The following is a 22,132-nucleotide window of genomic DNA, read 5'->3' on the forward strand; positions in this document are numbered from 1 at the left end:
TCTACGGTTTGGTCAGGTCTCCGTACGCATCAGGCCGGCGGTCGCGGTAGAACTGCCAGCGATCGCGAACGGTGTCGAGCAGGCCGAGGTCCAGGTCGCGGATGATCAGTTCCGGATCGTGGTCGTGCCCGACGTCGCCGACGAACTTCCCCTCCGGGTCGACGAAGTACGACGTACCGTAGAAGTCGTTGTCGCCGAACTCGGACTCGATGCCGACCCGGTTGATCGCGCCGATGAAATACTCGTTCGCGACCGCACTCGCGGGTTGTTCCAGCTTCCACAGGTACGCCGACAGCCCGCGACTCGTCGCCGACGGGTTGAACACGATCTTCGCGCCGGCCAGGCCGAGCGCCCGCCACCCCTCCGGAAAGTGCCGGTCGTAGCAGATGTAGACGCCGATCCGCCCGACCGCCGTGTCGAAGATCGGGTACCCGAGGTTGCCCGGCCGGAAGTAGAACTTCTCCCAGAACCCCTTCACCTGCGGGATATGGTTCTTCCGGTACTTCCCAAGGTAGGTGCCGTCGGCATCGATCACCGCAGCGGTGTTGTACAGCACGCCCGGCTGCTCCTGCTCGTACACCGGGAGCACCATCACCATCCCGAGCTCCTGCGCCAGCGCGGCGAACCGCTCGGTGGTAGGGCCTGGCACGGACTCGGCGTACTCGTAGTACTCGGCGTCTTGCTTCTGACAGAAGTACGGCCCGTAAAAGAGCTCCTGGAAACAGATGACCTTCGCCCCAGCCGCAGCCGCCTGCCGCGCGTAGTCCTCGTGCGCCTTGATCATGGACTCCTTGTCACCCGTCCACGACGTCTGCACCAAAGCCGCCCGCACAACCTCCGCCACAAGAACCTCCCCGATCGCCAAGCCCCCATGCTCCATCCGCCCCACCCCACCCGTCAACGGATACGGCGCCGGCGCAACCGAGTTCCAGCCGGCAACCGCCCAAAGACCCCCCCTCGTACTCCAACCCCGTCAACTCGAGCCAGGCGCCGTCCTCCTGCGCGACCATCCCGAGTACGGTGCTCCCGTCCGCCCGCAAGAAGTGCAGGTCCTCGGGCAACCACGGCCAGACCCAGTCGAACAGGTTGTCGGCCAAGCACGTCAGCACCTCAAGCGAGACGTCGTCAAGCCTGAAGAGGTACCGGTCCAGGGTCCCGTCGCCGTGTTCCCCTTGAACTCGTGCCGTTCGATGGTCTGACCCTTGACATCGGATACCGCCGCAGTCGCCGGGCTTCCGGTCGGTGGCAGCACCGTAGTGATGTCGCCGCCGTAGATCGTCGAGGTCGACCACTTCGGTTGCAGCATGCTCATGAACGTCGACTTCACGACGCGACCAGCACCGTCGTACTCGTTGAATGTCTGCGTGGGCACCGAGGCGTTCGGAACCGCGACCAGAGTGGCCGAAGGAGCTGACGAGTTCCAGATACCGCTGTTCGAGTAGGTCGCCAGACCGCGCGAGTCGTACCGCGTCTCGCTGATCGCCCGCCCACCGTCCGCTGCCGGCGACTGGTTCTGGCGATCCCGCAAACATCGAATCGAACAGTTCGTACGAGGTGATGTAGCCGTTCGCCTGGATGTTCAACTGATCCGTGCGGATCGTCGACGGGGTGGCTTTGGAGGTCTCCACCAGCACCGTGTGTAGGTCAGTGCTAACACCACCCGGACCAGGAGGGCACCCTAGTATTGGTGGGAGTTGACACCACCCTGGCGGGCGCGCAAGCGGAGCGAGTCCGAGCAGATCGAGCGGAGGGGGCGCATGTCGGCGACGAAGCTCCTGGTGCTCGGTATCGTGCACCTCTCCGGCGGCGCGCATGGATACCAGGTGCGGTCCGAACTGCAGAGCTGGCGTGCGGAGATTTGGGCCAAGATCAAGCCCGGCTCGATTTATCACGCACTGAAGAAGGCGGCGGCTGATGGCCTCCTTACCGAACACGCCGAGCCGGGCAACTTCGGGCCGGAGCGCGTTCTGTACCGCGTGACAGCTCGGGGACGTGACGAGATCGTCGAACTGGTCCGCGACGGTCTGCGGCGCACCCATGACCCGACCATGCTCGACGCGTCCATCGCCATGTTGCCCATGCTGACCAGGACAGATGCCATCGCGCACGTTGACGAGCGGGTCGCGCGCCTGGAAGCGGAGCTCGTAGAGCAGGCCAAGTGGCGGGAGAACCCGAACCCCGACATTCCCGAACACGTCCGCGATCAGGCCGAACTGTGGGCGGGACACGCACGCACCGAACTGGAGTGGGCGAAGAGCTTGAGCAAACGACTGTCTGAGGGCGCCTACACCATGGCCGATGATCCGGGTTCGTGGCGAACGGTCCCCGATCCCCTCAACATGCGCTTCTAGTCAACCTTTACTAGACCTTCCTCTTTGTGTACTTTGGCCAAGTACTCAAACTTGACTAGCGAACTCGATCCGTTCGCAACACCGAGAGAAGGACTCGAACCCATGGGAAAGCTCGCGATCGAGACGAGAGGGTTGAAGAAAAGCTTCGGCAAGACCCACGCGGTCGCCGGTGTGGACCTGGCCGTGAGCGCCGGGGGCGTGTACGGCGTGCTCGGTCCGAACGGGGCGGGCAAGACCACCACGATCCGCATGCTGGCCACGCTCCTGCGTCCCGATGCCGGAGAGGCGCAAGTGCTCGGCTACGACGTCGTGCGTGACGCCCGGGCGGTGCAGAGCAGGGTGGGCCTCACCGGGCAGTTCGCGTCGGTCGACGAGGACCTCACCGGGGTGGAGAACCTGGTGCTGCTCGCCAGGTTGCTCGGCTACTCACGCCGCCGAGGCAGGGAGCGGGCGGCCGACCTGCTCGACGCGTTCGGTCTTGCCGAGGCGGCCGACCGGCAGGTGAAGAAGTACTCCGGCGGGATGCGCAGGCGCATCGACATCGCGGCGAGCCTGGTCGTCACCCCCGAACTGATCTTCCTCGACGAGCCCACGACCGGGCTCGACCCGCGCAGCAGGAACCAGGTCTGGGAGATCGTCAGGGGCATGGTCGCCGAGGGCGCCACCGTGTTGCTGACCACGCAGTACCTCGACGAGGCCGACCAACTGGCCGACCGGATCGCGGTGATCGACCACGGGAAGGTGATCGCCGAGGGCTCGAGTGGCGAGCTCAAGGCATCGGTCGGTGCCGGCTCGCTGCACGTACGGCTACGTGCGCCCGAGCAGCGGGCCGAGGCCGAACGGGTCCTCGCCGGCGTCCTCGAGGTGCCGGCCGAGCCGTCCGCCGACCCGGCCGCGCTGTCCGCGCGGATCTCCGACCCCGAGCGGGTCGCCCGCGCCCTGGCCGAGCTGTCCCGCAGCGGCATCGACGTCACCGAGTTCGCGCTCGGTCAGCCGAGCCTGGACGAGGTGTTCCTCACCCTGACCGGACACGCCGCCGAGGAGGATGCCGCATGAATGCCACGACCGCGGAACAGGCGTCGGCGCCGGTCACAGGGGACGCGCTGCGCAGTGTGCTGTTGGCCGGCGAGCGGCCGTCGCGCCCCGGCCCGGTGCTCACCTCGCTGACGTTCGGCTGGCGCGCTTTGCTGAAGATCAAACACGTGCCCGAGCAGCTCGTCGACGTGACCATGTTCCCGATCATGTTCACGCTGATGTTCACCTACCTGTTCGGTGGCGCGCTCGCCGGGTCGACTCAGGAGTACCTGCAGTTCCTGCTGCCGGGCATCCTGGTGCAGGCGAACGTCATGATCACCATGAACACCGGCATAACGCTGAACACCGACATCCAGAAGGGGGTGTTCGACAGGTTCAGGTCACTTCCGGTGTGGCGACCGTCGCCGCTGGTCGGCGCCCTGCTCGGCGATGTGATGCGCTACTCGATCGGGTCGGCGATCGTGATCACGCTCGGACTGGTCCTAGGGTTCCGGCCGGAGGGTGGCGCCGTCGGCGTGGTGCTGTCGGTCGCGCTGCTGCTGGTGTTCTCGTTCTGCCTGTCGTGGCTGTGGACGATGCTCAGCCTGATCCTGCGCACGCCGAACTCGGTGGCGGGGGTCAGCATGATGGTGATGTTCCCGCTGACGTTCGTGAGCAACATCTTCGTGGACCCGAAGACGATGCCCGCGTGGATGCAGGCGGTCGTCGAGGTCAACCCGATCAGCCACCTGGCGACCGTGGTACGCGGCCTGATGGACGGCTCGGTACCCGCCGGGGAAATCGGCTGGGTGCTCGTCTCGTCCGTACTTCTCGTCGCGGTCTTCGGTCCCATCACCATGGTCCTCTACCGCAACAAGAAGTAGATGCCGCTACCGCGAGCACTTGGTCGAAATCAGCTCCGACAACCCGGCTCACTCGGCCAGGCGCTGAGACAAACCTCTCGAACGGAGAAGTGAGATGAACGAGATGGACTTTCGCGTGACATCAAACGATGGCACCACCATCGCCTACGACCGGAAGGGAAGCGGCCCGGCTGTCGTCCTGGTAGGCGGCGCGCTGGACGACGGAGCCGAGAACGCTCCCTTGGTACCTGCTCTCGCCGAGCACTTCACGGTCTACAACTATGCCCGTCGGGGACGCGGCGCGAGCGGCTTCACCGAGCCCTACGCCGTGGAAAGAGAGATCGAGGACCTGGATGCGTTGATCGCGGAGGCGGGTGGCTCGGCACACCTGTTCGGGGCGTCCTCTGGTGGCGCGCTGGCGCTGGAAGCCGCCGCGGCCGGGCCAGCCATCGACACGATCGCCGTGTGGGAGGTGCCCTACGCGGTCGGGGACGACATACGCCCGCGATTCGAGGAGTACATCGCGGACACCCGACGCGCCTTCGACGCCGGGCGAGACGAGGAGGTTCTCGAACTGTTCATGCGCCTGTCCGGCGCTTCCGACGACAACATCGCGGCCAGGAAAGCGGCAGGCAAGCAGACGTCGCATTGGGCGGATTCGGTCGCCCTCGCGCCCACGCTGGTCCACGACAGCGTCTTCCACAACCGCTACCAATTGCCGACCGATCGACTGGCAACGGTCACCCAACCGGTCCTGGTCACCACCGGAGGACCGATCACGGTCCCCTACATGGCAGGCCTGCCCTCGGACTTCTTCGACCGCGCAGCCGACGAGCTTGCAGACCTACTACCCCACGCTCAACGGGAGACCCTCGACGGGCCGGATCACGTCGTCGACCCACAGACCATCGGCCCACTGTTGCTACGGTTCTTCAGCAGCGAACACTGAGAGGCCCGCGAGGTGGTGCGGGAAGACCGATTAGGCACCGCGCAAGCAGATCTTCGTCGCGCCAGGGACACGGGGCGGACAGGTGGTGCCGAGGTTGATGTCGTCGGCGGCATCACAGGCCTGATCCTGGGCGTGCTCGTCACCAACGTCTTCCTCGCCACGCAAGGCCGGGCCGTCGTACTGACCTGGGCTTCAGTGGGACTCGACCTGGCCTACTCGCGGCTCATCGGCTCCGTCGTCGGTCGACTGGCTGCGCTCGGACCTCGACGCGCCGCGGAAGCAGCGACACACGGCGAAGCGGATCTTCGATCGACTGCTTGACGAACATGACGGGCCGGGGTGGTGTCGTACTGGATGGTCCGCGAGTACGTCGCCACCCGACGCCGTGAGATTCGCGTCGAGGTCGGACGGGAACCTGCCAACGCGTTCATCCCACAAGAGCACCTCCCGGGCCGCGAGGCCGAGGTTGACTTCGGCGACGTCGCCATCCGCCTGTGCGGCGAGCTCGTAACCTGCGCGCTGTTCAGCCTTCGGCTCTCCCTGCTCGGGCAAGGCCGTGCACAGGGTCAGTGCCTCGGCTGGGCAGGAAGCCTTCTTCGAGGGTCACGTCCACGCCTTCAACGTGCTCGGCGGGGTGCCGACCGGGAAGATCCGCTACGACAACCTCAAGGCCGCCGTCGCGAGCGTGATCGGGTTCTCCCGCCAGCGGGTCGAGGCCGACAGGTGGACCGCCGTCCGTTCCCACTACGGCATCGACGCCTTCTATTGCCAGCCCGGAATCCAAGGTGCGCACGAGAAGGGTGGCGTCGAGGGGCAGATCGGCTGGTTCCGACGCAACCACCTCGTCCCTATCCCCGAGGTCGACTCCCTAGACGAGCTCAACGCTATGGTCGACGCCTGGGACGAAGCCGACGATGCCCGGCGGATCGGGTCCCGCGCCCGCACGGTCGGGGAACACATCGCCACCGAACAGCCACTCCTCGCGCCCCTTCCGACCGAGCCGTTCGAGACCGGCCGCTGGTTCACCCCGCGCGTGGACCGGTACGCCCAGGTCACGGTCCGGATGAACAAGTACTCCGTGCCCGCGCGCATGGTCGGCCGTCAAGCCCGGGTGCTCCTGAACGCCAGCGACCTGGTCGTGTTCGACGGCAGGACCGAGATCGCCCGCCACCAACGGCTCATGACCAAGGGCTCGACCCGGGTCGACCTGGACCACTATCTCGAGGTCCTCCTCCGCAAACCGGGCGCGCTACCCGGTGCGAAAGCGCTGGAGCAGGCCAGGGCATCCGGGCGGTTCACGCCCGTTCACGACGCCTGGTGGGCCGCGGCCTGCGAGGCCCACGATGACGCCGACGGCACCCGTGCCCTCATTGAGGTCCTCATGCTGCACCGGCACCTTCCACACGACCACGTCGTCGCCGGACTCGCGGCGGCGCTGCGTGCGGGCGCGCTCACCGCGGACGCTGTCGCATTGGAAGCGCGCAAGCACAACGACACAGCAGATGGCGGAGCCGACGACACGACAGCGGACCACCAGTCCCTGATGAGCGGCGACAGGGCACGCGGAGAAGGCGAGATCCCTGCCGTGCGATCGCTGACCGAGCGCCGGCTCCGCGCCCACATCCCGGCCGACACTCGGCCGCTGCCGAGCGTGGAGAAGTACGACCAGCTGTTGGCCAGCCGACCGACCGGGCAGGGCGTGAGCGGATGTCTTACCGCGGGTTCCTCGCCGAACTATTGCTTGCCGAGTGCGACGATCGCGCCCGACGCCGGTCCGAACGCCGGATCAAGGCCGCCAAGTTCCCCCGCGAGAAGTCCCTGCGGGCCTTCGACTTCGACGCCAACTCCAACATCGATGCCGCCGTGATGCACACCCTCGCCAAGTGCGAATGGGTCCAGAAGGGACAGCCGCTGTGTCTGATCGGGGATTCCGGCGCCGGCAAGTCCCATCTGCTGATCGCACTCGGCACCGAGGCCGCCATGGCCGGCAACCGGGTCAAGTACACCCTGGCGACCCAGCTTGCCAACGAGCTCGTCGAGGCCGCCGGCGGTGTCAGAACTCGCCAACAAGCGGTGTCGGACGAAACCTCCGTAGCCAACGGGGCCGTGTTCGAGATCGTGTAGGTGTACTTGGTGTTGGCGAGCTTGGTCGACGCAGGCGCCTGGCTCGGCAGCCACACCCCGGTCAGCCGGCCGAGAGCGTCGTACGCCAGCTCAGTGACTTTGCCGTTCACGTCGGTCGTCTTCGCCGGAACGCCCCACTCGGGCCGGTACGTCGTCGTTGTCGTGAAGTTCACGGGTGTGCCGCTGTAGTTGTTGACCGTCGGCTGCTTGACCACCAGTTGGGTCAGCGGCCCGGTGGCCGCCGGTGTGTAGGTGCTGGTGGGGCGTCCGGGCGCAAGATGTGCTCGTCGTCGGTCGATAGGCTTTGGCGGTGGCCGGCGGGTGGGAGCGAGCGCAGTTGGTTGCGGATGGGTTTTGGCACGTCGTTGTCGAGATTGCTTCTTATGACGGGCCGCGAGCTGGGCTTGTTGATGGGGGCGGGGTTTTGTACTACTTCGACTGTCCCAGGTGGGCGGTGGATGAGTACTTGGTGTGGCCTGCGCCGGTGGAGGCTGTTGCGCTCGAGCGGGAAGGCTGGGAGATCTTCGTACGGTGGAACCAGGCGTACGAGACCGCGCCGCGATCAGCGGGTCCACATCCTGGGGATGGTGGCGTCGACGCGCGGTACGACGAGCTCGAGGGTTTGCTCGTCCCGTATCGGCAGGCGCCTGCCGGGGCGCGGCGGGTGGTAGCCGAGTGGCGGCTCGATGACGGGCAGCGCTATCGGGTGGACGGGACCGACTGTTGGGTTCGGTGGGCCTTTACAGGGTGAGGGTTCGGGGCGGCTCTTCGATGACGCGGCCGCCTACTGTGGCGTGGGTTGGCGGGTGGTGGGTGGTGTGGAGGTGGGAGCCGGTGCCTTGGATGACTAGTAGGTCCCGGGCTAGGCGGGCGGTCAGTTGGGTTACGGCGGAGCCGGTGGCTTCGTCTTCTTCTACGTTCATGGCGGGGGCGAAGGCTCGGGCTCGGATGGTGCCGGTGGGCTCGTCTTGCCAGGACCAGAGGAAGGTGTGGCCGGCGGAGTAGGACGCCGGTGAGGCGGCGAGGACCTCGACGGGGGTGGCCAGTTGGCGCCAGTCCCAGTCGCTGCCCCAGGTCGTGTCGGCTCGGACGGCGTACAGGTCGCCGGAGCGGGTGACCGGGATGGGGCCGGCGGGGACGTGGAGGGTGTCGACGGGGTGGCCGTGGGTGTGGAGCCAGGCGGCCGCGCCGACGGTGGGGTGGCCGGCGAAGGACATCTCGCCCGTGGCTGAGTAGATACGGAGCGTGCCGGTGGCGGCGTCGTCGACGTACACGGTCTCGCTGTAGCCGAGCGCCGCGGCCACGCGCAGACGGTCGGCCTCGGCGACCAGGGAGCCGTCGACGATGCCCAACGGGTTGCCGAACCGGCCGTCGGGGTCGGTGAAGACCCTGACGACCTCGACCGGGATGTCGGTCAATGCAGGAGCTACAGAACGGCGATCGCTGCGACGACGGCGACCAGGATGACCGCGGCACCGATGATCGCGAGCATCCGCCCGTTCAGCTTCGGTTCGGCCTTGGTCTCGGTCTGGCCCTCGTTGACGAAGGCGCGGAACATCTGGGTGTTCGCGCCCGGATCCTGCTCGTTCTCCACGTTCTGCGGGACGTTCTGTTCAGCCATGGACCCAGACCCTACCTGCCGCCGGTCCGCGGCAAGCAGCCCGCCCGCCGAAGCCTCACACAGACCTGATGTACCATTTGGTACATGCGCTTCGATCACTCAACCACGATCCAGGCCCCGCCAGAGCGGGTCTGGGAGGTATTCAGCAACGTCGAGCGGTGGCCCGACTGGACCCCGACCGTCGATTCCGTCGAGCGGCTGGACGACGGCCGCCTGCATCTCGGCGCCCGGACCCGGATCCGCCAGCCCAAGCTGGCGGTCGCCGTCTGGGAGGTGACCAAGTTCGAGGACGGCCAGTACTTCGAATGGGTCTCCACTGCACCGGGCATGCGGACGACCGGCGGCCACCGCGTGATCAGTACGCCGGACGGCACGGTCGCGACCGCGACGATCATCCAGGAGGGTCCGCTCGCCTGGCTGCTCGGCAGGCTGTACGCCGGCCTGACGAGGAACTACATCGCCACCGAGACCGAGAAGCTGAAGGAAGTCAGTGAGTCGCGACAGTCTGCTGGCTGACGCGGTCGAACACTTCGCGAAGAACGGGATCGGGGACGCGAGCCTGCGTACCATCGCGACCTCGATCGGTACCAGTCACCGGATGCTGATCTACCACTTCGGCTCGCGGGAAGGTCTGCTCGCCGAGGTGGTACGCACGGTCGAGCAGCAGGAACGTGATCTGCTGACCGGCCTGTCGGATCTTCCCGTCGAGGAGCAGAACGAGGTGTTCTGGCGCCGCGTGACCGAGGCGGCCCTCATCTACGGCCCACTGTTCTTCGAGCTCAGCGCGCACGCGATGCAGGACCTGCCGCACACCGAGTCGCTCAAGGCGGACCTGATCAACGTCTGGCTGCCGCCGCTGATCGACCTGTGTGTTCGCGCAGGCGTGCCGGCTGATCAGGCGCCGACGTACGCACGCCTCGGTCTGGCAGCATCCCGCGGCCTGCTGTTCGACCTGTTGCTGACCGGCGATCACGCGAGCGTCGAAGAGGCGACCGCGCTGCTCTACCGGCTGTTCACGCTCCCGGCTCAGTAGGCATCTCGACCCGGCCCGCGACGATCGGCAACCGCGAGTCGCGCAGTACGGCGACGAACGCGAACGGCCGGTCGAATGTGACCTCGAGCCGCCGCTGCTGACGGGTCACCATCGCGGCCCGGGTCATCGCCATCGCAGTGACCGCCGCGGCCTCGAACCCGGTCGCGAAGAACCGCGCCAGCACCCGCTGCTTGGCCTGGTCGATCCGCAGCGGCGTCGGACTGAGTGCGCTGAAATGCCCGCGGGCCCCCGGATTCGACGACACAGCGGTCAGCCCGAACAGCTCCCGCGACTGCAGCAGATCGTGCTCGACGTCGATGCTGAACGACGGCACCGACAACTTCACGTCCGGTCTCGCCGCCGTCGTACGCCCGATCCGCACCCCAGGCGCCGCATCCCAACCCGCGTCGCCCCGCTCGATCAGCGCACTACCCGGCACACCCCCGGTGGGGTCGGCCGCGGCGTCCAGCAGACCGGCGAGTACGTCGGCGTTCGGCGTCTCGGGCTGCCCGATCCCGAGCAGTACGTCGACGTCGGCGTCGCCGGCCACCGTGACAACGGTCAGCCACGCAGCGGACGGGTGGTCGTACCGGCGTACGGAATCGAGGTCGGTGTCCGCGCGGTCCAGCCAATGCCACGAGCCTGCCCACGGACCGTCGGGCACCCGCCGGATCTGCTCGGCGAACGGGTGCACCCACCGCGTGCGGAGCAGGATCGCCGAGGCCAGCAGCAGGTCGACGCCGCCGTCCAGGTCGGCCGGCATCTCGCGGATCAGGTCGTCAGTGTGTTCGGCGGCCCAGGCGTCGAGCTTGGGTTTGTCGACGGCGGCATTGCCGGTCAGCATCCCGACGAGCGGCGCGGGCATCACGCTGTCGAACGTCTCGGCGAGCTTGAGCTGCTCGTCCACCCAGACGCCGAGCGCCGCGTGCAGGTCAGCGGATTCCTCGATCGCCTCGATCAGCCGGACGGCGTCGGTCGCGCCGGTCGACGGGTCCACGCCGGCCGCGGCAGCGAGCTCCGAACGGCCGGGCTCGTCGGCGCCGGTCGCGAGCAGCGCGAGCAGTGGCCAGAGCCCAAGACCCGCCACCACGGTGTTCTCCGCCGGCAGCGCACGGGCCCAGCGGCTGGTGAGTTCGTTGACTGCACGCACCACGTCGGCATCCATACCCCCACACTGCCACGCCTGTACCGCCACGCAGGCAGAAGTGGCCTTTTGGGGCGGTTCGAGGGCCGAAACCAGGGGTTCTGCCTGCGTAGCGATCCAACGCCAGGCCTGCATTCGACGCTGATTTTCATTTCCAGCGATTCTCTGCCAGCATTCCGGCCATGACGACGGTCAAGGACGAGTCGACCGGGTCCTCGGTGGCGTTCACCGCGACCCTGGTGCTGCTGGTCGGTGCGGCGTTGTTCGGGCGGCGGCTGTTCGCCGACTGGTTCGCCGGCGACGGGATCCGGACCTGGGCGACGATGTTCGTCGGCGTGACCGTGCAGGCGGTGCCGTTCCTGGTGCTCGGCGTACTGCTGTCGGCTGCGCTGACCGCGTTCGTCCCGGCGTCGTTCTTCGCGAAAGCGCTTCCGAAACACCCGGCCCTCGCCGTGCCGGTCGCGAGCGCGTCCGGTGTCGTGCTGCCGGGCTGTGAGTGTGCGTCCGTCCCGGTCTCGGCCGCCTTGATGAACCGCGGAGTCACGCCGGCTGCCGCGATCGCGTTCCTGCTGTCCGCGCCCGCCATCAACCCGGTCGTGCTGGCGTCGACCGCGGTCGCGTTCCCGGGCCAGCCGAAGGTGGTGGTCGCGCGGGCGGTGACGTCGCTCGCGGTGTCGATGATTCTCGGCTGGTTGTGGTTGCTGACCGGCAAGGGCGGCTCGTGGCTGAAGACGCCGAAGAACCGGCACGCGCACGACGACGGCAAGCTCGAGATGTTCCGGTCCGCGATGCTGCACGACTTCCTGCATGCCGGCGGCTTCCTGGTGATCGGTGCGGCGGCCGCAGCGACGCTGAACGTCGTGGTCCCGCGGACCTGGCTCGATCACGTCGCCGGGAATCTGCTGCTCTCGGTGGTGATCCTAGGGCTGCTCGCCGTACTGCTGGCGATCTGTTCCGAGGCGGACGCGTTCGTGGCGGCGAGTCTCTCGCAGTTCTCGCTGACCGCGCGACTGGCGTTCATGGTGGTCGGGCCGATCGTCGACGTGAAGCTGATCGCCTTGCAGACCGGGACGTTCGGGCCGAAGTTCGCGGTTCGGTTCGCGCCGGCGACGTTCGTCGTCGCACTGCTGGCCAGTCTGCTCGTCGGGTGGTGGTTGCTGTGAAGCGCAGCGTTGCTGGGCTGGTGGTGGTGTTCGTCGGGGCTGCAGTCGTGCAACTCGCGACCTCGGGGACGTACTTGCGGTACGTGAAGCCCGGCATGCGCTGGATGCTGCTCGCCGCGGGGCTGATCCTGATCGCGCTCGCGGTCGCTGACGTGTTCGCGCGGAACCGGCAGACCCATGACCACGGCCTCCCGCGCGCCGCGTGGCTGCTGCTCGTCCCGGTCTTCGCGTTGCTCGTCGTGGATCCACCCGCGCTCGGGGCGGACGCGGCGCAACGACAATCACCAGTCGCAGCGAAGCCCACGCGACCAGTCCAGCCTGTCGAGCCGCAGGGCAAGGCCTTCTGGCAGGGCGACCACGACTACGGCCCGAAGAAGCTCGCCGTGCGCGACTACTCGGTCTGGGCGGTGTGGGAGAAGGAGACGATGAAGGGCCGGTCGTTCCAGCTCACCGGCTTCGTCACCCCCGCCAAGAACGGCGTCTGGTACGTCACGCGCATCGGCCTGACGTGCTGTGTCGCCGACGGCACGGCCTTCATGGTCGAGGCCCGCGGACACCCCGCGCCGCCCAAGAACCAATGGGTCACCGTCACCGGAACGTGGGCCGAACCAACGAGACAGGTCGACGGCGACGTCGCCGCCCTCACCGTCGAATCGGTCGAGCCGGCAACCACACCAGCCAATCCCTACGAATAGTTGACCCAACCGGCGACGACCGGGATGTCGGTTGGGCGGTGGATGGCGACGAAGCCGAATGGTCGGTCGAGCGTGACCAGCAACGCCTTCGCGCTCATCGTCGGGACGGCTCCGGCGGGAGCGGCCATCGCGGTGACGGCGGCCGCCTCGAACCCGGTCGCCGAGAACCGTGCCAGTACGGCCTGCCGTGCCTGCCCGATCGCCAGCGGCTGCGCACTCAGCCCGGGGAAATGCCCACACGTCGTGTCCGACGCCGCACTCAACCCGAACACCTCCGGGTGCTCCAGCAGATCATGCTCCGCGTCGATCTCGAAGTGCGGCATCGACAAGACAACGCCCGGAAACGACGACTCGATGAACTGAACGCCCGGCGCGGACTGCTCCGCCGCGAGCACCTCGGCACCACTCGTTCCGGCGTCATCGAGCGCAAGCGCCGCCCCCAGCACCGCTGCCCGCCCGTCGTCACCAATCGCGAGCCGTACGTCGAACTCCCCGACCCCACGCACGGTCACCACGGTCAACGGACCCGCCGCAGTCTCGTACACCCGCAGACTGTCGAGGTCGGCGTCCGTACGCCCCAACCACCGCCGCCCGTCGCGCGGGTACTCCGAGAACGGCAGCTCCCACTCGGTCCGCAACGCCAGCGCCGAGGCCAGCACGAGCAGTACGTCCGGGTCGAGCTCGACCGGCATCCGCCGCAGCAGACCGTCGGTCCGCTCGACCACCCAGGCATCCAGCGCGGCCTGATCGGTCAGAGTCCCGCGGATCTCAGGCGGCAGGAAGCGGTCCACGCCTGCTTCCAGCTCGATCTCCGGCCGCGTCCACAGCCCGAGCGCCATCCGGAGCCCAGGTGCCTGCAGCAGACCGCCGTACCGCCCGCCGGAGGCCTCGGCCAGCTCGGTGTGCGCAGGCTCGTCCGCGACCTCGGCCAGCATCGCGAGCAGCGGCTGGACTCCGAGACCCGAGATCACAGTGCTGTCCTCGCCGGGCAGTTCGGCGATCCATCGTGCGGTCAGGCGACCGACTTGCAGAGCATCCACCCACCCATCCTCGCGCATCCAAGCGCACCCTCGCCGACAATTCAGGCGGCTGAGACCAGGTCATTCGACTTTGCGGTCCGCGGGGCGCGGCGGCGGATGATCGTGCAGGCCATGCCGCCGATCACCAGTACGGAGGCGATCGCCTGCTGCAGTCCGACGGCCTCGCCGCGCAGCACCCACGCCGCGGACATGCCGACGACCGGTACGAGCAGCGAGAACGGTGCGACCGTACTGGCGTCGTACTGACGCAGCAGGTAACCCCAGATGCCGAAACCGAACAGCGTGGCGGCGAACGCGAGGTACGCGATCGCGCCGATGCCGCTCAGGTGGATGTCGCGGAGCGCGTCGACGTCGGCCTGCATGCCCTCGGTGAGGAGCGAGAGGAAGGTCAGCGGTACGACGGCCACCGCGCTGGCCCACACCATGAAGCGCAGCGTGTCCGGCGGCTTCGCGTACCGGGTGATCGTGTTCGACACGCCCCAGAATCCGGCGGCGACAATCACCAGCACCAGCGCACCGACGGGCGCCGACAGCTTGCGGTCCAGGACGATCAGGGCGATCCCGACGCACGCGATCAGGATGCCCGCGAGCTGCGCCGGCCGCGGGCGTTCCCGCAGGATGCCGATCGCGAACAGGACCGTGAAGATCACCTGACTCTGCAGCACGAGCGACGACAAGCCGGCCGGTACGCCATGGTCCATGGCGATGAACAGCAGCCCGAACTTCGCCACACCGAGTGCGAGGCCGACGCCGATCACGTACCGCCAGGCGACCCGTGGCTTGCCGAGCACGAAGATCGCCGGAACGGCCGCGAAGAAGAACCGCAGCGCGGACAGCAGCAGCGGCGGAACGCCTTCCAGCCCGACCTCGATGATGACGAAGTTGATGCCCCAGACAACGACGACGGCGAGCGCGAGGAGCAGGTCACGAGGCTTCATACGGTCAAGTGTCGGCGGGCGTACACTTAAGGACCAGCACTGATTGCTACCGCTATCGATGTAGGAGTGCTAAATGATGGATCTCGGCCGGCTGCGCGCACTGCACGCCGTCGCCCAGTACGGATCGGTCAACCGCGCCGCCGAGGTGCTCGGCTACACGCCGTCCGCGGTGTCGCAGCAGCTGGCGAAGCTGGAGCGCGAGACGCGGACCACGCTGGTCGAGCGGCAGGGGCGCGGGATCGTGCTGACCGACGCGGCGCAGCAGTTGGCGACGACCGCGGCGCGCATCCTCGAGCTGGTCGAGGACGCCGAGCTGACGCTGGAGGAGCAACGCGGCAAGGCGATCGGGACGCTCAGCATCGCGGCCTTCCCGACCGCGGCGCGCGGGCTGCTGCCGCCGGCGCTGGCCCGGCTGATCGACGGTCAACCGGGACTGGATGTGCGAGTTCTGGAGACGGATCCTTTCGAGGGCGTGGCCGGTGTGAGTCGCGGCGAGATCGACATCGCCATCGTCCACGACTGGCACAACACCCCGCTCGGCGTCTCCGAGGACCTGTCCCGGGTGAAGCTCGGTGTCGATCCGGCCGACGTACTGGTGCCGGCGACGCATCGCCTGGCCGGTAAGGAGTTCGTCCGCGCCGAGGACCTGGTCGGCGAGCGCTGGATCTGCCAGCCCGCCGGGTCGATCTGCCACGAGTGGCTGATCCGGACGATGCGCCGCGCGGGCGTCGAGCCGGACGTCGCGTACTCCGTCGCGGAGTACCAGACGCAGCTCTCGATGCTTGCCCGCGGCATCGGTATCGGCCTGCTCCCCCGGCTCGGCCGCGGACCCGTACCCGATGGTGTGACGGTCGTGCCGCTGCAGCCCGCTCCGAGCCGCCGGCTGTACGCGGTGTGGCGGACGACCACGTCCCGTCGCCCGGCGATCAGCGTCACGCTCGCCACCCTGAAAGCCGCCTGGCCGGACCGCGACACCGCCTGAAGTGCCCTAGTCCAGGGTCCGGGCTGCTCGGCACGCGGGACGGGTCGGCGCCTCGACGATCTTCCGGAGTTTGACCTCGGTCTCGTCGTCGAGCGCGGTGTAGACGGTCGCCCGGAGCGGCCCGAGCTGCGACAGCCACAGGTTGATCGGCTCGATCCGGAGCAGGCCGAAGCCGTCGACGTCCAGCAGCTTCGTCCGGGTGCTCGGTGAGTCCACGTCGTACCGCTCCCAGAGCTCCGCGAAGTACGGCGAGTTGCTGAGCAGCCCGTGGATCAGGTCCTGCCAGAGCGCGTCCCCCAGGTGCTCCGCGGACGCGGACCGGAACGCGGCAACCATGTGGTGCTTGGCCTTCTCGTCGTCGACCATGCTGCACTGCCAGGCATCCGACACGAAGTGCGCCCAGAGCAGGTTGCGCTCCTCGACCGGCACCTGGTTGAGGTCGATGATCACCTTGCAGTACGCCTCGTTGAACGCGAGCATGTCGTACCGCTCGTTCAGCACCACGGCCGGGTACGGCGAGACCGCGTCGAGCGTCTTCTGCACCGACGGGGGCAGCGCCGAGCAGACGCTCTGCGTCGGGCCGAACCGTATCCCGGCCAGGCGGTACAGGTGATTGCGCTCCTGCCGGTCGAACCGCAGCGCCGTCGCGATCGCGTCCAGGACCTGCGTGGAAACGTTGATGTCGCGGCCCTGCTCGAGCCACGTGTACCAGGTGACACCGACGCCCGCGAGCAGCGCGACCTCTTCGCGCCGCAGCCCCGGCGTCCGGCGGCGACCGCCCGGAGCGAAGCCGACCTCGTCCGGCCGGATGCGTTCGCGGCGGCTGCGCAGGAAGACGCCGAGCTCGCGGCGCTGCGCCGTCACCGTACTGTCGGTGGCCTCTGAGACAGTGGTCATGGTTCCATGATGGACACCAGGTCAACCGGGTGCCAGGTGCTGTCAGTAATAGGATAACCAGGCTCTCACCACCAGGCTCGCCACGCGTTCACGCTGGTCGCATGACAGACCAGCTCCAAGCCACCACCCTCCCGGCCGCCGCCCGGTCACGCGCCGCGGCAGGGCTCGGCCCGGTGGCCCTCTCCAGCCTTCTCTTCGGTGCCCTCCTGCCGGCGCTGTCCTTCTTCATGATCAACGTGTCCCTGCCCGCGATCGCCAAGGACCTGCGCGCCGATGCGGGCCAACTGCAACTCGTCGTCGGCGGTTACGGCATCGCCGTCGCGACGCTGCTCGTCGTCGGCGGCCGGCTCGGCGACAGCTTCGGCCGCCGCCGGCTGTTCCTGATCGGGCTCGCCGGCTTCACCGTCACGGCGCTGATCTGCGCGATCGCGCCCACGATCGGTGTCCTGCTCGCGGCGCGAATCGTCCAGGGCATCTCCGGTGCCGCCGTCACGCCGCAGGTGCTGGCGTCGATCACCAGCCTGCTGACCGGTGAACACCGGACCCGCGCGATGGCCTGGTTCGGTGTTGCGAACGGCATCGCGGCTGCGCTCGGCCAGATCCTCGGCGGGATCCTCATCGAGGCGAACTTGTTCGGGCTCGGCTGGCGCGCGGTGTTCCTGATCTTCGTCCCGGTCGGCATCATCGCGATCGTGGCGGCGCTTCGTGTCGTACCGGAGAGCAAAGCGGACCAGGTACATCGCGTCGACATCGTTGGCGCCGTACTGCTCGCCATCACTCTCGTACTGCTGCTCCTGCCGCTGACGGAAGGCAGGCCGCTCGGCTGGCCGCTCTGGACGTGGCTGAGCCTCGCTGCCGTCATCCCTGCGACCGCAGGTCTCGCACTGCACCAGCACCGAGCTGAACGTTCAGGGCATGCCCCGCTGATTCCCCCGACGGTACTGCGACTGCGGGCTATGCGGATCGGCCTGCTGCTGGCGGTCGGGTTCTTCACCACCTTTGGCGGCTTCATGTTCTGCTTCGCGCTCGCGACGCAGGGCGAGGCGCACATGTCCCCACTGGAAGGCGGGCTGAGCCTGCTCCCGTTCGCAGTCGGGTTCCTGATCACCTCGATCTACGGTCCGCCACTGCAGCAGCGGTACGGGGCAGGCCTCATCCTGCGCGGCTGGATCATCCAGGCCATCGGGTACGCCCTGCTCGCAGCCGTCGCGCTGGCCTTGTGGCCGCACGTCAACCCACTCAGCATCGGCGCACCACTGCTGGTGGCGGGTATCGGCTCCGGACTGGTCATGGTGCCGCTCATCGGCGTTGTGGTGGGTCAGGTGCCGCCAGCTCAGGCAGGTATGGGTAGCGGCATCCTGCTCACCACCCAGCAGACCTGTCTCGCACTAGGAGCCGCCACCGTCGGTACGGTCTACCTGTCCCTCGCCGGCACCTCCTGGGGCCAGGGCGGTGCACTTGCTGCTGTAGCGCTGGCCATCACGGTCATCTCGCTGCTCATGACGCCTGTGACTCACCAGCTGCGGACGTCGGCTACCAGTGCGGCGGGCGCGTAAGCCCTGCGGGAATTCGCGTGGCTCCGTCCCCCTGGGCCGCATTGAGTTGAGATTGGGTGAGGAAGAGGGCGCCGGTCAGGTCGGCGCCCTTCAGGTTCGCGTCCCGGAGATCGGCGCCGATCAGGTCCGCCTGGCGCAGGTCGGCCTCGCGGAGGTCGGCGCCGATCAGATAGGCACCACGGAGGTTGGCCTGCGCGAGATCCGCTCGGCGGAGACGGGCACCGATCAGATCCGCGCCGCGGCGCTCCTTCTTCTTCGGCTGCTTGCCGCGGACGAGCAGGCTGGTCTCGAGCAGCACCTCGTTGACGATCGCCCGCTCGGCCACCACATCGACGGCGGTGAGATCCGGCGTACGGCTGACGCTCTCGACCCGATCAAGCGCTGATTGCGCTTTCGCGTTGTGTTCAAGGGCTTCCGCGAGGTACCAGAGCAGCTCGTGGAGTTGGCGCAGGATCGGCAACGCGGCGTACATCTCCGGACCGGGTTGCTTCAGTCGCCTGGACAGCTCCTGGCCCGCGCCGAAGCAGTCGTAGACGGTGCAGCCCGGGAAGCCGCTGACGCGCAGCCGGCTGTGGATCGTGCAGCGGTGGTCGTCGCTCAGGTTCGGGCAGGCTTCGCCGGCCGGCTTGTCGATCGCGAAGTCCGCCGACCTGCTGAAGGTCAGCGCGATACAGCACAGGCCGAAGCAGTTACCGCAGTCGGCCTGCAGATCCGTTCGGCTCGGCTCAGTTCTGCTCGGCAACAGTCTGGCCGGTCCGGCGCCAGCGAATGCCGGCCTCGATGAAGTCGTCGATCTCGCCGTCGAAGACCCCGGATGTGTTCCCGGACTCGTACTGCGTCCGCAGGTCCTTCACCATCTGGTACGGGTGCAGGACGTACGACCGCATCTGGTCTCCCCACGAGCCGGCCACGTCGCCACGCAGCGCGTCCAGCTGCGCGCGCTCTTCGGCCTTCTTCAGCGCGAGGAGCTTGGCCTTCAGGATGACCATGGCACTGGCCTTGTTCTGCAGCTGGGACTTCTCGTTCTGGCAGGAGACCACAGTGCCGGTCGGGAGGTGCGTGATCCGGACCGCGGAGTCGGTGGTGTTGACGCTCTGCCCACCCGGACCGGACGATCGGTACACGTCGATCCGCAGCTCTTCTTCCGGTACGTCGATCTCGTCGGTCTGCTCGAGCACCGGGACCACCTCGACCGCAGCGAACGAGGTCTGCCGGCGCCCCTGGTTGTCGAACGGCGAGATCCGCACCAGGCGGTGGGTTCCCGACTCGACGCTGAGCGTTCCGTACGCGTACGGAGCCTTGACTGCGAACGTCGTCGACTTGATCCCGGCCTCTTCGGCGTAGGACGTGTCGTAGACGTCGGTCGGGTAGCCGTGACGCTCGGCGTAGCGCAAGTACATCCGCTGGAGCATCTCGGCGAAGTCCGCGGCGTCGACACCGCCCGCACCGGAGCGGATCGTCACCAGCGCCTCGCGCTCGTCGTACTCACCGGACAGCAGCGTGCGGACCTCGAGGGACTGGATCGACTTGGCGACCGAGCCCAGCTCCTTCTCGGCCTCGGCCAGGCTGTCCGCGTCGTTCTCCTCGCGGCCCAGCTCGACCAGCGCACCGACGTCGTCGAGCCGGCTGCGCAGGTTCGTCACCCGCTCGACGTCGGCCTGCAGGCTGGACAGCCGCGACGTCACCTTCTGCGCGTTCGCCTGGTCGTCCCAGAGATCGGGCGCAGCGACCTGCTCGCCGAGGTCGTCGATCTCCTTGCGCAACGCAGGAAGATCGAGCACTTTCTCGATCGAGGTCATCGTCGCGTCGAGCTGCTTCAGCTCCGCGTCAAAATCCAGTCCAGCCACAACTAAGCAGCTTAGCTCAGGCGAGTCCGCGACGAAGAACGGCAAAGACTTCGGCCACTGCTGCCTCCAACTCGCGCTGAGCCTCTGCGAGCTCCGCGGGCGACGCGTCGTCGGGCAGGACGGCCATCAGCTTCTCCTCTAGCACCTTCTGCGCGGCGGCGTACAGGGCCGCGGTCAGCCGGTTGCGGAGGTGGTCCGGCGTCCGTTCGTCGAGCGCCTCGGTCAGCGATCGCTCCAACTCCTCGGCGGTGAGCCGGCGCCTGGCCAGCAGCGCCGGGCTGCCCTCGATCGTACGAACGAACTGCTTCCAGGTCGCCAGATGCCCCACCTCGAGCCGGCTGCGGGTCTCGTCCAGGTACTGCGTCTGCAGTACCTCGACCGGATCCGCATCCGCGGGCGCCTCCCGGATCGCCCGCGCCGGCCCCGTCCACCACCCGCGCTCGTCGAAGAACAGATCCTCCTTGGCCGGGAAGTGGTTGAACACGGTCTGTACGGCGACATCGGCGGCCCGCGCCACCTCCGCGACCGTCACCGCGTCGAACCCGCGCTCGAGGAACAGCGCGGTCGCGACGTCCGAGATCGCCTGCCGCGTCTGCTGCTTCTTCCGTTCCCGCCGCCCGAGCTCCATTGCGCCGACTCTAGTGGATCTGCTTTACTGATTCCATTGTTGTAGTCACTACATTTTTGGAGCACATCCAATGACGATTCTCGTCACCGGTGGTCGCGGTGCGATCGCCCAAGCCGTCACCGCCGGCCTGATCGCGGCCGGCCAGGACGTTCGCGTCGCCAGCCGCGAGCCATCCGCCGTCCCGTCGGCCGTCGCGTACGACGCCGCCGACCCGGCGCCCGCCCTCCGCGACATCAGCCAGGTCTTCCTGTACTCCGATCCGTCGACCGCACCCGCCTTCGCAGCCGCCGCCGAGGCCGCCGGCGTGAAGCAGGTCGTCCTGCTCTCCTCACTGTCCTCGCTCGGCGGACCTGAAGATCCGCACGCGAAGACCGAGCAGGTGATCGGCCAAGGCTCGTACTCGATGACCCGCCTGCAGCCCGGCGCGTTCATGAGCAACGCCAAGTACTGGGCACACCAGGTCCGCGCGACCGGCCAGATCCGGCTGCCGTACCTCGACGCCGAAGAAGCACCGATCCACGAACTCGACATCGCCGACGCCGCCGTCCGGATCCTCCTCGACGGCCCAGGCGCCGACCACGACGGCCACGGCTACCCGATGACCGGCCCCGAATCGATGACCCGCCGGCACCAGATCGCCCTCATCACCGAGATCACCGGCGTACCGATCGAGGCCGTCGAACTCACCCCCGACCAGGCCCGCGCCGAGATGGGCATGCGCGACGAAGGCCAACGCGAAACCCTGCTCGCCTACTGGGCCTCCCGGGTCGGCATCCCCGCCGCCATCGAACCCGCCATCACCCACCTGACCACCCAAACCCCCCGCCCCTTCACCACCTGGTTGACCCAGAACCCAACCCTCTTCACCTAAGGCGTGCCCTAACGGATCGGGACTATGGCGGCGGCTTCGGAGGCCAAGTCTGTGGAGCCCGGGAAGCCAGGGGGACGGAAGGGGAGTTGGGTGCTGGAGGTGAGGCGGACGGTCACCGTGGTGCCCTCGACGTCGACGGACCAGTCGAGATCGTCGAACCTGTTGCTGGCGGCAACCTCATCGAGGTAGTCCGCGGTCAGCCGCCGCGCCTGGTCCGGATCGATCGCGGCGTTCCCTCCGGCGCCCGGCTGTGCGTAGACCGCCGCGAGACCGTTCGCGGCCGCGAGCACCGCGCCGTCCGCGGTGGAATCCAGGTCCCGGCGGACCAGAAACGCCTTCGAGATATCGGTGACCACAACCACCATCAACAGGATCACCACGGTGAACCCGATGATCAACACGGTCATCTGCCCTTG

General features: G+C 67.9%; 25 protein-coding genes and 2 pseudogenes. 15 read left to right on the plus strand and 12 right to left on the minus strand.

The features are described 5' to 3' along the window. Nucleotide 1: 1 nt before the first annotated feature. Nucleotides 2–844, minus strand: coding sequence for a nitrilase-related carbon-nitrogen hydrolase (locus tag ACGFI6_RS04945; protein WP_393115316.1), 843 nt, complete (start codon nucleotides 842–844; stop codon nucleotides 2–4). Nucleotides 845–1,304: 460 nt separating this feature from the next. Here ACGFI6_RS04945 and ACGFI6_RS04950 point away from each other — a divergent pair, with 460 nt between their 5' ends. From ACGFI6_RS04950 to ACGFI6_RS04980, 7 genes and pseudogenes are all read left to right on the plus strand, one after another. Continuing rightward, entirely contained in the window at nucleotides 1,305–1,442 is a 138-nt protein-coding gene (locus ACGFI6_RS04950) for a hypothetical protein (RefSeq protein WP_393115318.1), read from the plus strand. A gap of 315 nt (nucleotides 1,443–1,757) precedes the next feature. Beyond that, complete coding sequence (locus ACGFI6_RS04955) at nucleotides 1,758–2,351, plus strand: PadR family transcriptional regulator (protein WP_393115319.1); 594 nt, start codon at nucleotides 1,758–1,760, stop codon at nucleotides 2,349–2,351. A 102-nt stretch (nucleotides 2,352–2,453) separates the two neighbouring features. Then, entirely contained in the window at nucleotides 2,454–3,407 is a 954-nt protein-coding gene (locus ACGFI6_RS04960) for an ATP-binding cassette domain-containing protein (protein ID WP_393115320.1), read from the plus strand. Continuing rightward, entirely contained in the window at nucleotides 3,404–4,249 is an 846-nt protein-coding gene (locus tag ACGFI6_RS04965; protein WP_393115321.1) for an ABC transporter permease, read from the plus strand. Before ACGFI6_RS04960 ends, ACGFI6_RS04965 begins: the two co-directional genes overlap by 4 nt. 94 nt (nucleotides 4,250–4,343) lie before the next feature. Further along, nucleotides 4,344–5,177: an alpha/beta fold hydrolase gene (locus ACGFI6_RS04970; protein WP_358440176.1), complete on the plus strand. Its 834-nt coding sequence runs from the start codon at nucleotides 4,344–4,346 to the stop codon at nucleotides 5,175–5,177. Nucleotides 5,178–6,063: 886 nt separating this feature from the next. Beyond that, nucleotides 6,064–6,372, plus strand: a pseudogene (locus ACGFI6_RS04975) (IS21 family transposase); the annotation flags it as partial. A 512-nt stretch (nucleotides 6,373–6,884) separates the two neighbouring features. Then, a complete protein-coding gene (locus ACGFI6_RS04980; protein WP_393115323.1) occupies nucleotides 6,885–7,301 on the plus strand; it encodes an ATP-binding protein in 417 nt (138 codons plus the stop codon). Nucleotides 7,302–7,387: 86 nt separating this feature from the next. Here the strand turns inward: ACGFI6_RS04980 and ACGFI6_RS04985 are convergent. Then, nucleotides 7,388–7,516, minus strand: a pseudogene (locus ACGFI6_RS04985) (hypothetical protein); the annotation flags it as partial. Between the two features lie 239 nt (nucleotides 7,517–7,755). Here ACGFI6_RS04985 and ACGFI6_RS04990 point away from each other — a divergent pair. Beyond that, on the plus strand, nucleotides 7,756–8,052 hold the full coding sequence (locus tag ACGFI6_RS04990; RefSeq protein WP_393115325.1) for a hypothetical protein: 297 nt from the start codon (nucleotides 7,756–7,758) through the stop codon (nucleotides 8,050–8,052). Here ACGFI6_RS04990 and ACGFI6_RS04995 read toward each other — a convergent pair. Together ACGFI6_RS04995 and ACGFI6_RS05000 are read right to left on the minus strand one after the other, a co-directional pair. Further along, on the minus strand, nucleotides 8,042–8,719 hold the full coding sequence (locus ACGFI6_RS04995; protein WP_393115326.1) for a PhzF family phenazine biosynthesis protein: 678 nt from the start codon (nucleotides 8,717–8,719) through the stop codon (nucleotides 8,042–8,044). The two genes, ACGFI6_RS04990 and ACGFI6_RS04995, sit on opposite strands and share 11 nt — an antisense overlap. Nucleotides 8,720–8,727: 8 nt before the next feature. Continuing rightward, on the minus strand, nucleotides 8,728–8,922 hold the full coding sequence (locus tag ACGFI6_RS05000; RefSeq protein ID WP_393115327.1) for a hypothetical protein: 195 nt from the start codon (nucleotides 8,920–8,922) through the stop codon (nucleotides 8,728–8,730). Nucleotides 8,923–9,006: 84 nt separating this feature from the next. Here ACGFI6_RS05000 and ACGFI6_RS05005 point away from each other — a divergent pair, with 84 nt between their 5' ends. After that, complete coding sequence (locus ACGFI6_RS05005; RefSeq protein WP_393115328.1) at nucleotides 9,007–9,438, plus strand: SRPBCC family protein; 432 nt, start codon at nucleotides 9,007–9,009, stop codon at nucleotides 9,436–9,438. Beyond that, the gene (locus ACGFI6_RS05010) at nucleotides 9,413–9,955 is read left to right on the plus strand and encodes a TetR/AcrR family transcriptional regulator (protein ID WP_393115329.1); all 543 of its coding nucleotides are present in this window, start codon (nucleotides 9,413–9,415) and stop codon (nucleotides 9,953–9,955) included. Before ACGFI6_RS05005 ends, ACGFI6_RS05010 begins: the two co-directional genes overlap by 26 nt. Here ACGFI6_RS05010 and ACGFI6_RS05015 read toward each other — a convergent pair. Then, entirely contained in the window at nucleotides 9,936–11,120 is a 1,185-nt protein-coding gene (locus ACGFI6_RS05015; protein ID WP_393115330.1) for a serpin family protein, read from the minus strand. The genes ACGFI6_RS05010 and ACGFI6_RS05015 overlap by 20 nt on opposite strands. A 161-nt stretch (nucleotides 11,121–11,281) precedes the next feature. Here ACGFI6_RS05015 and ACGFI6_RS05020 point away from each other — a divergent pair, with 161 nt between their 5' ends. Together ACGFI6_RS05020 and ACGFI6_RS05025 are read left to right on the plus strand one after the other, a co-directional pair. Then, nucleotides 11,282–12,262: a permease gene (locus ACGFI6_RS05020; RefSeq protein ID WP_393115331.1), complete on the plus strand. Its 981-nt coding sequence runs from the start codon at nucleotides 11,282–11,284 to the stop codon at nucleotides 12,260–12,262. Continuing rightward, on the plus strand, nucleotides 12,259–12,957 hold the full coding sequence (locus ACGFI6_RS05025; protein WP_393115332.1) for a TIGR03943 family putative permease subunit: 699 nt from the start codon (nucleotides 12,259–12,261) through the stop codon (nucleotides 12,955–12,957). Before ACGFI6_RS05020 ends, ACGFI6_RS05025 begins: the two co-directional genes overlap by 4 nt. Here ACGFI6_RS05025 and ACGFI6_RS05030 read toward each other — a convergent pair. Together ACGFI6_RS05030 and ACGFI6_RS05035 are read right to left on the minus strand one after the other, a co-directional pair. Further along, complete coding sequence (locus tag ACGFI6_RS05030) at nucleotides 12,948–13,997, minus strand: serpin family protein (protein ID WP_393115333.1); 1,050 nt, start codon at nucleotides 13,995–13,997, stop codon at nucleotides 12,948–12,950. The genes ACGFI6_RS05025 and ACGFI6_RS05030 overlap by 10 nt on opposite strands. A 41-nt stretch (nucleotides 13,998–14,038) precedes the next feature. Further along, complete coding sequence (locus ACGFI6_RS05035; protein WP_393115334.1) at nucleotides 14,039–14,935, minus strand: EamA family transporter; 897 nt, start codon at nucleotides 14,933–14,935, stop codon at nucleotides 14,039–14,041. A 73-nt stretch (nucleotides 14,936–15,008) separates the two neighbouring features. On the opposite strand from ACGFI6_RS05035, the gene ACGFI6_RS05040 reads away from it, so the two are divergent. Then, entirely contained in the window at nucleotides 15,009–15,917 is a 909-nt protein-coding gene (locus tag ACGFI6_RS05040; RefSeq protein WP_393115335.1) for a LysR family transcriptional regulator, read from the plus strand. A 6-nt stretch (nucleotides 15,918–15,923) separates the two neighbouring features. On the opposite strand, the gene ACGFI6_RS05045 is transcribed toward ACGFI6_RS05040, so the two are convergent. Beyond that, nucleotides 15,924–16,814 (minus strand): helix-turn-helix transcriptional regulator, encoded by an 891-nt coding sequence (locus ACGFI6_RS05045; RefSeq protein ID WP_393115336.1) that lies wholly within the window; start codon nucleotides 16,812–16,814, stop codon nucleotides 15,924–15,926. Between the two features lie 101 nt (nucleotides 16,815–16,915). On the opposite strand from ACGFI6_RS05045, the gene ACGFI6_RS05050 reads away from it, so the two are divergent. Beyond that, nucleotides 16,916–18,370, plus strand: a complete 1,455-nt coding sequence (locus ACGFI6_RS05050; RefSeq protein WP_393115337.1) for an MFS transporter — start codon at nucleotides 16,916–16,918, stop codon at nucleotides 18,368–18,370. On the opposite strand, the gene ACGFI6_RS05055 is transcribed toward ACGFI6_RS05050, so the two are convergent. Genes ACGFI6_RS05055 through ACGFI6_RS05065 form a run of 3 tightly spaced genes read right to left on the minus strand, consistent with a single transcriptional unit; the run spans nucleotide 18,348 to nucleotide 20,845 of the window. Continuing rightward, on the minus strand, nucleotides 18,348–19,112 hold the full coding sequence (locus tag ACGFI6_RS05055) for a pentapeptide repeat-containing protein (protein ID WP_393115338.1): 765 nt from the start codon (nucleotides 19,110–19,112) through the stop codon (nucleotides 18,348–18,350). The two genes, ACGFI6_RS05050 and ACGFI6_RS05055, sit on opposite strands and share 23 nt — an antisense overlap. After that, a complete protein-coding gene (prfB, locus tag ACGFI6_RS05060; RefSeq protein WP_393115339.1) occupies nucleotides 19,096–20,217 on the minus strand; it encodes a peptide chain release factor 2 in 1,122 nt (373 codons plus the stop codon). Before prfB ends, ACGFI6_RS05055 begins: the two co-directional genes overlap by 17 nt. 16 nt (nucleotides 20,218–20,233) lie before the next feature. Further along, nucleotides 20,234–20,845 carry a TetR/AcrR family transcriptional regulator gene (locus tag ACGFI6_RS05065; protein ID WP_393115340.1) on the minus strand — a complete coding sequence of 204 codons (612 nt, stop codon included), beginning with the start codon at nucleotides 20,843–20,845 and terminating at the stop codon, nucleotides 20,234–20,236. A gap of 70 nt (nucleotides 20,846–20,915) precedes the next feature. Here ACGFI6_RS05065 and ACGFI6_RS05070 point away from each other — a divergent pair, with 70 nt between their 5' ends. Next, nucleotides 20,916–21,716 carry a hypothetical protein gene (locus tag ACGFI6_RS05070; RefSeq protein ID WP_393115341.1) on the plus strand — a complete coding sequence of 267 codons (801 nt, stop codon included), beginning with the start codon at nucleotides 20,916–20,918 and terminating at the stop codon, nucleotides 21,714–21,716. Nucleotides 21,717–21,724: 8 nt separating this feature from the next. Here ACGFI6_RS05070 and ACGFI6_RS05075 read toward each other — a convergent pair whose 3' ends face one another. After that, nucleotides 21,725–22,123 (minus strand): pilus assembly protein TadG-related protein, encoded by a 399-nt coding sequence (locus ACGFI6_RS05075; RefSeq protein WP_393115343.1) that lies wholly within the window; start codon nucleotides 22,121–22,123, stop codon nucleotides 21,725–21,727. Nucleotides 22,124–22,132 lie beyond the last annotated feature (9 nt).

Source organism: Kribbella sp. NPDC048928 (genome assembly GCF_043197975.1).
In the GTDB taxonomy this organism is placed as follows: domain Bacteria; phylum Actinomycetota; class Actinomycetes; order Propionibacteriales; family Kribbellaceae; genus Kribbella.

What these genes read in the sequence shown, in the direction of transcription:
- ACGFI6_RS05050 (WP_393115337.1), top strand. Translation starts at nt 16,916, where the DNA reads ATGACAGACCAGCTCCAAGCCACCACCCTCCCGGCCGCCGCCCGGTCA.
- ACGFI6_RS04970 (WP_358440176.1), top strand. Translation starts at nt 4,344, where the DNA reads ATGAACGAGATGGACTTTCGCGTGACATCAAACGATGGCACCACCATC.
- ACGFI6_RS05040 (WP_393115335.1), top strand. Translation starts at nt 15,009, where the DNA reads ATGATGGATCTCGGCCGGCTGCGCGCACTGCACGCCGTCGCCCAGTAC.
- ACGFI6_RS05000 (WP_393115327.1), bottom strand. Translation starts at nt 8,922, where the DNA reads ATGGCTGAACAGAACGTCCCGCAGAACGTGGAGAACGAGCAGGATCCG.
- ACGFI6_RS05045 (WP_393115336.1), bottom strand. Translation starts at nt 16,814, where the DNA reads ATGACCACTGTCTCAGAGGCCACCGACAGTACGGTGACGGCGCAGCGC.
- ACGFI6_RS04965 (WP_393115321.1), top strand. Translation starts at nt 3,404, where the DNA reads ATGAATGCCACGACCGCGGAACAGGCGTCGGCGCCGGTCACAGGGGAC.
- ACGFI6_RS04950 (WP_393115318.1), top strand. Translation starts at nt 1,305, where the DNA reads ATGCTCATGAACGTCGACTTCACGACGCGACCAGCACCGTCGTACTCG.
- ACGFI6_RS05005 (WP_393115328.1), top strand. Translation starts at nt 9,007, where the DNA reads ATGCGCTTCGATCACTCAACCACGATCCAGGCCCCGCCAGAGCGGGTC.
- ACGFI6_RS05065 (WP_393115340.1), bottom strand. Translation starts at nt 20,845, where the DNA reads ATGGAGCTCGGGCGGCGGGAACGGAAGAAGCAGCAGACGCGGCAGGCG.
- ACGFI6_RS05070 (WP_393115341.1), top strand. Translation starts at nt 20,916, where the DNA reads ATGACGATTCTCGTCACCGGTGGTCGCGGTGCGATCGCCCAAGCCGTC.
- ACGFI6_RS05015 (WP_393115330.1), bottom strand. Translation starts at nt 11,120, where the DNA reads ATGGATGCCGACGTGGTGCGTGCAGTCAACGAACTCACCAGCCGCTGG.
- ACGFI6_RS04955 (WP_393115319.1), top strand. Translation starts at nt 1,758, where the DNA reads ATGTCGGCGACGAAGCTCCTGGTGCTCGGTATCGTGCACCTCTCCGGC.
- ACGFI6_RS05035 (WP_393115334.1), bottom strand. Translation starts at nt 14,935, where the DNA reads ATGAAGCCTCGTGACCTGCTCCTCGCGCTCGCCGTCGTCGTTGTCTGG.
- ACGFI6_RS05020 (WP_393115331.1), top strand. Translation starts at nt 11,282, where the DNA reads ATGACGACGGTCAAGGACGAGTCGACCGGGTCCTCGGTGGCGTTCACC.
- ACGFI6_RS04960 (WP_393115320.1), top strand. Translation starts at nt 2,454, where the DNA reads ATGGGAAAGCTCGCGATCGAGACGAGAGGGTTGAAGAAAAGCTTCGGC.
- ACGFI6_RS05075 (WP_393115343.1), bottom strand. Translation starts at nt 22,123, where the DNA reads ATGACCGTGTTGATCATCGGGTTCACCGTGGTGATCCTGTTGATGGTG.
- ACGFI6_RS04980 (WP_393115323.1), top strand. Translation starts at nt 6,885, where the DNA reads ATGTCTTACCGCGGGTTCCTCGCCGAACTATTGCTTGCCGAGTGCGAC.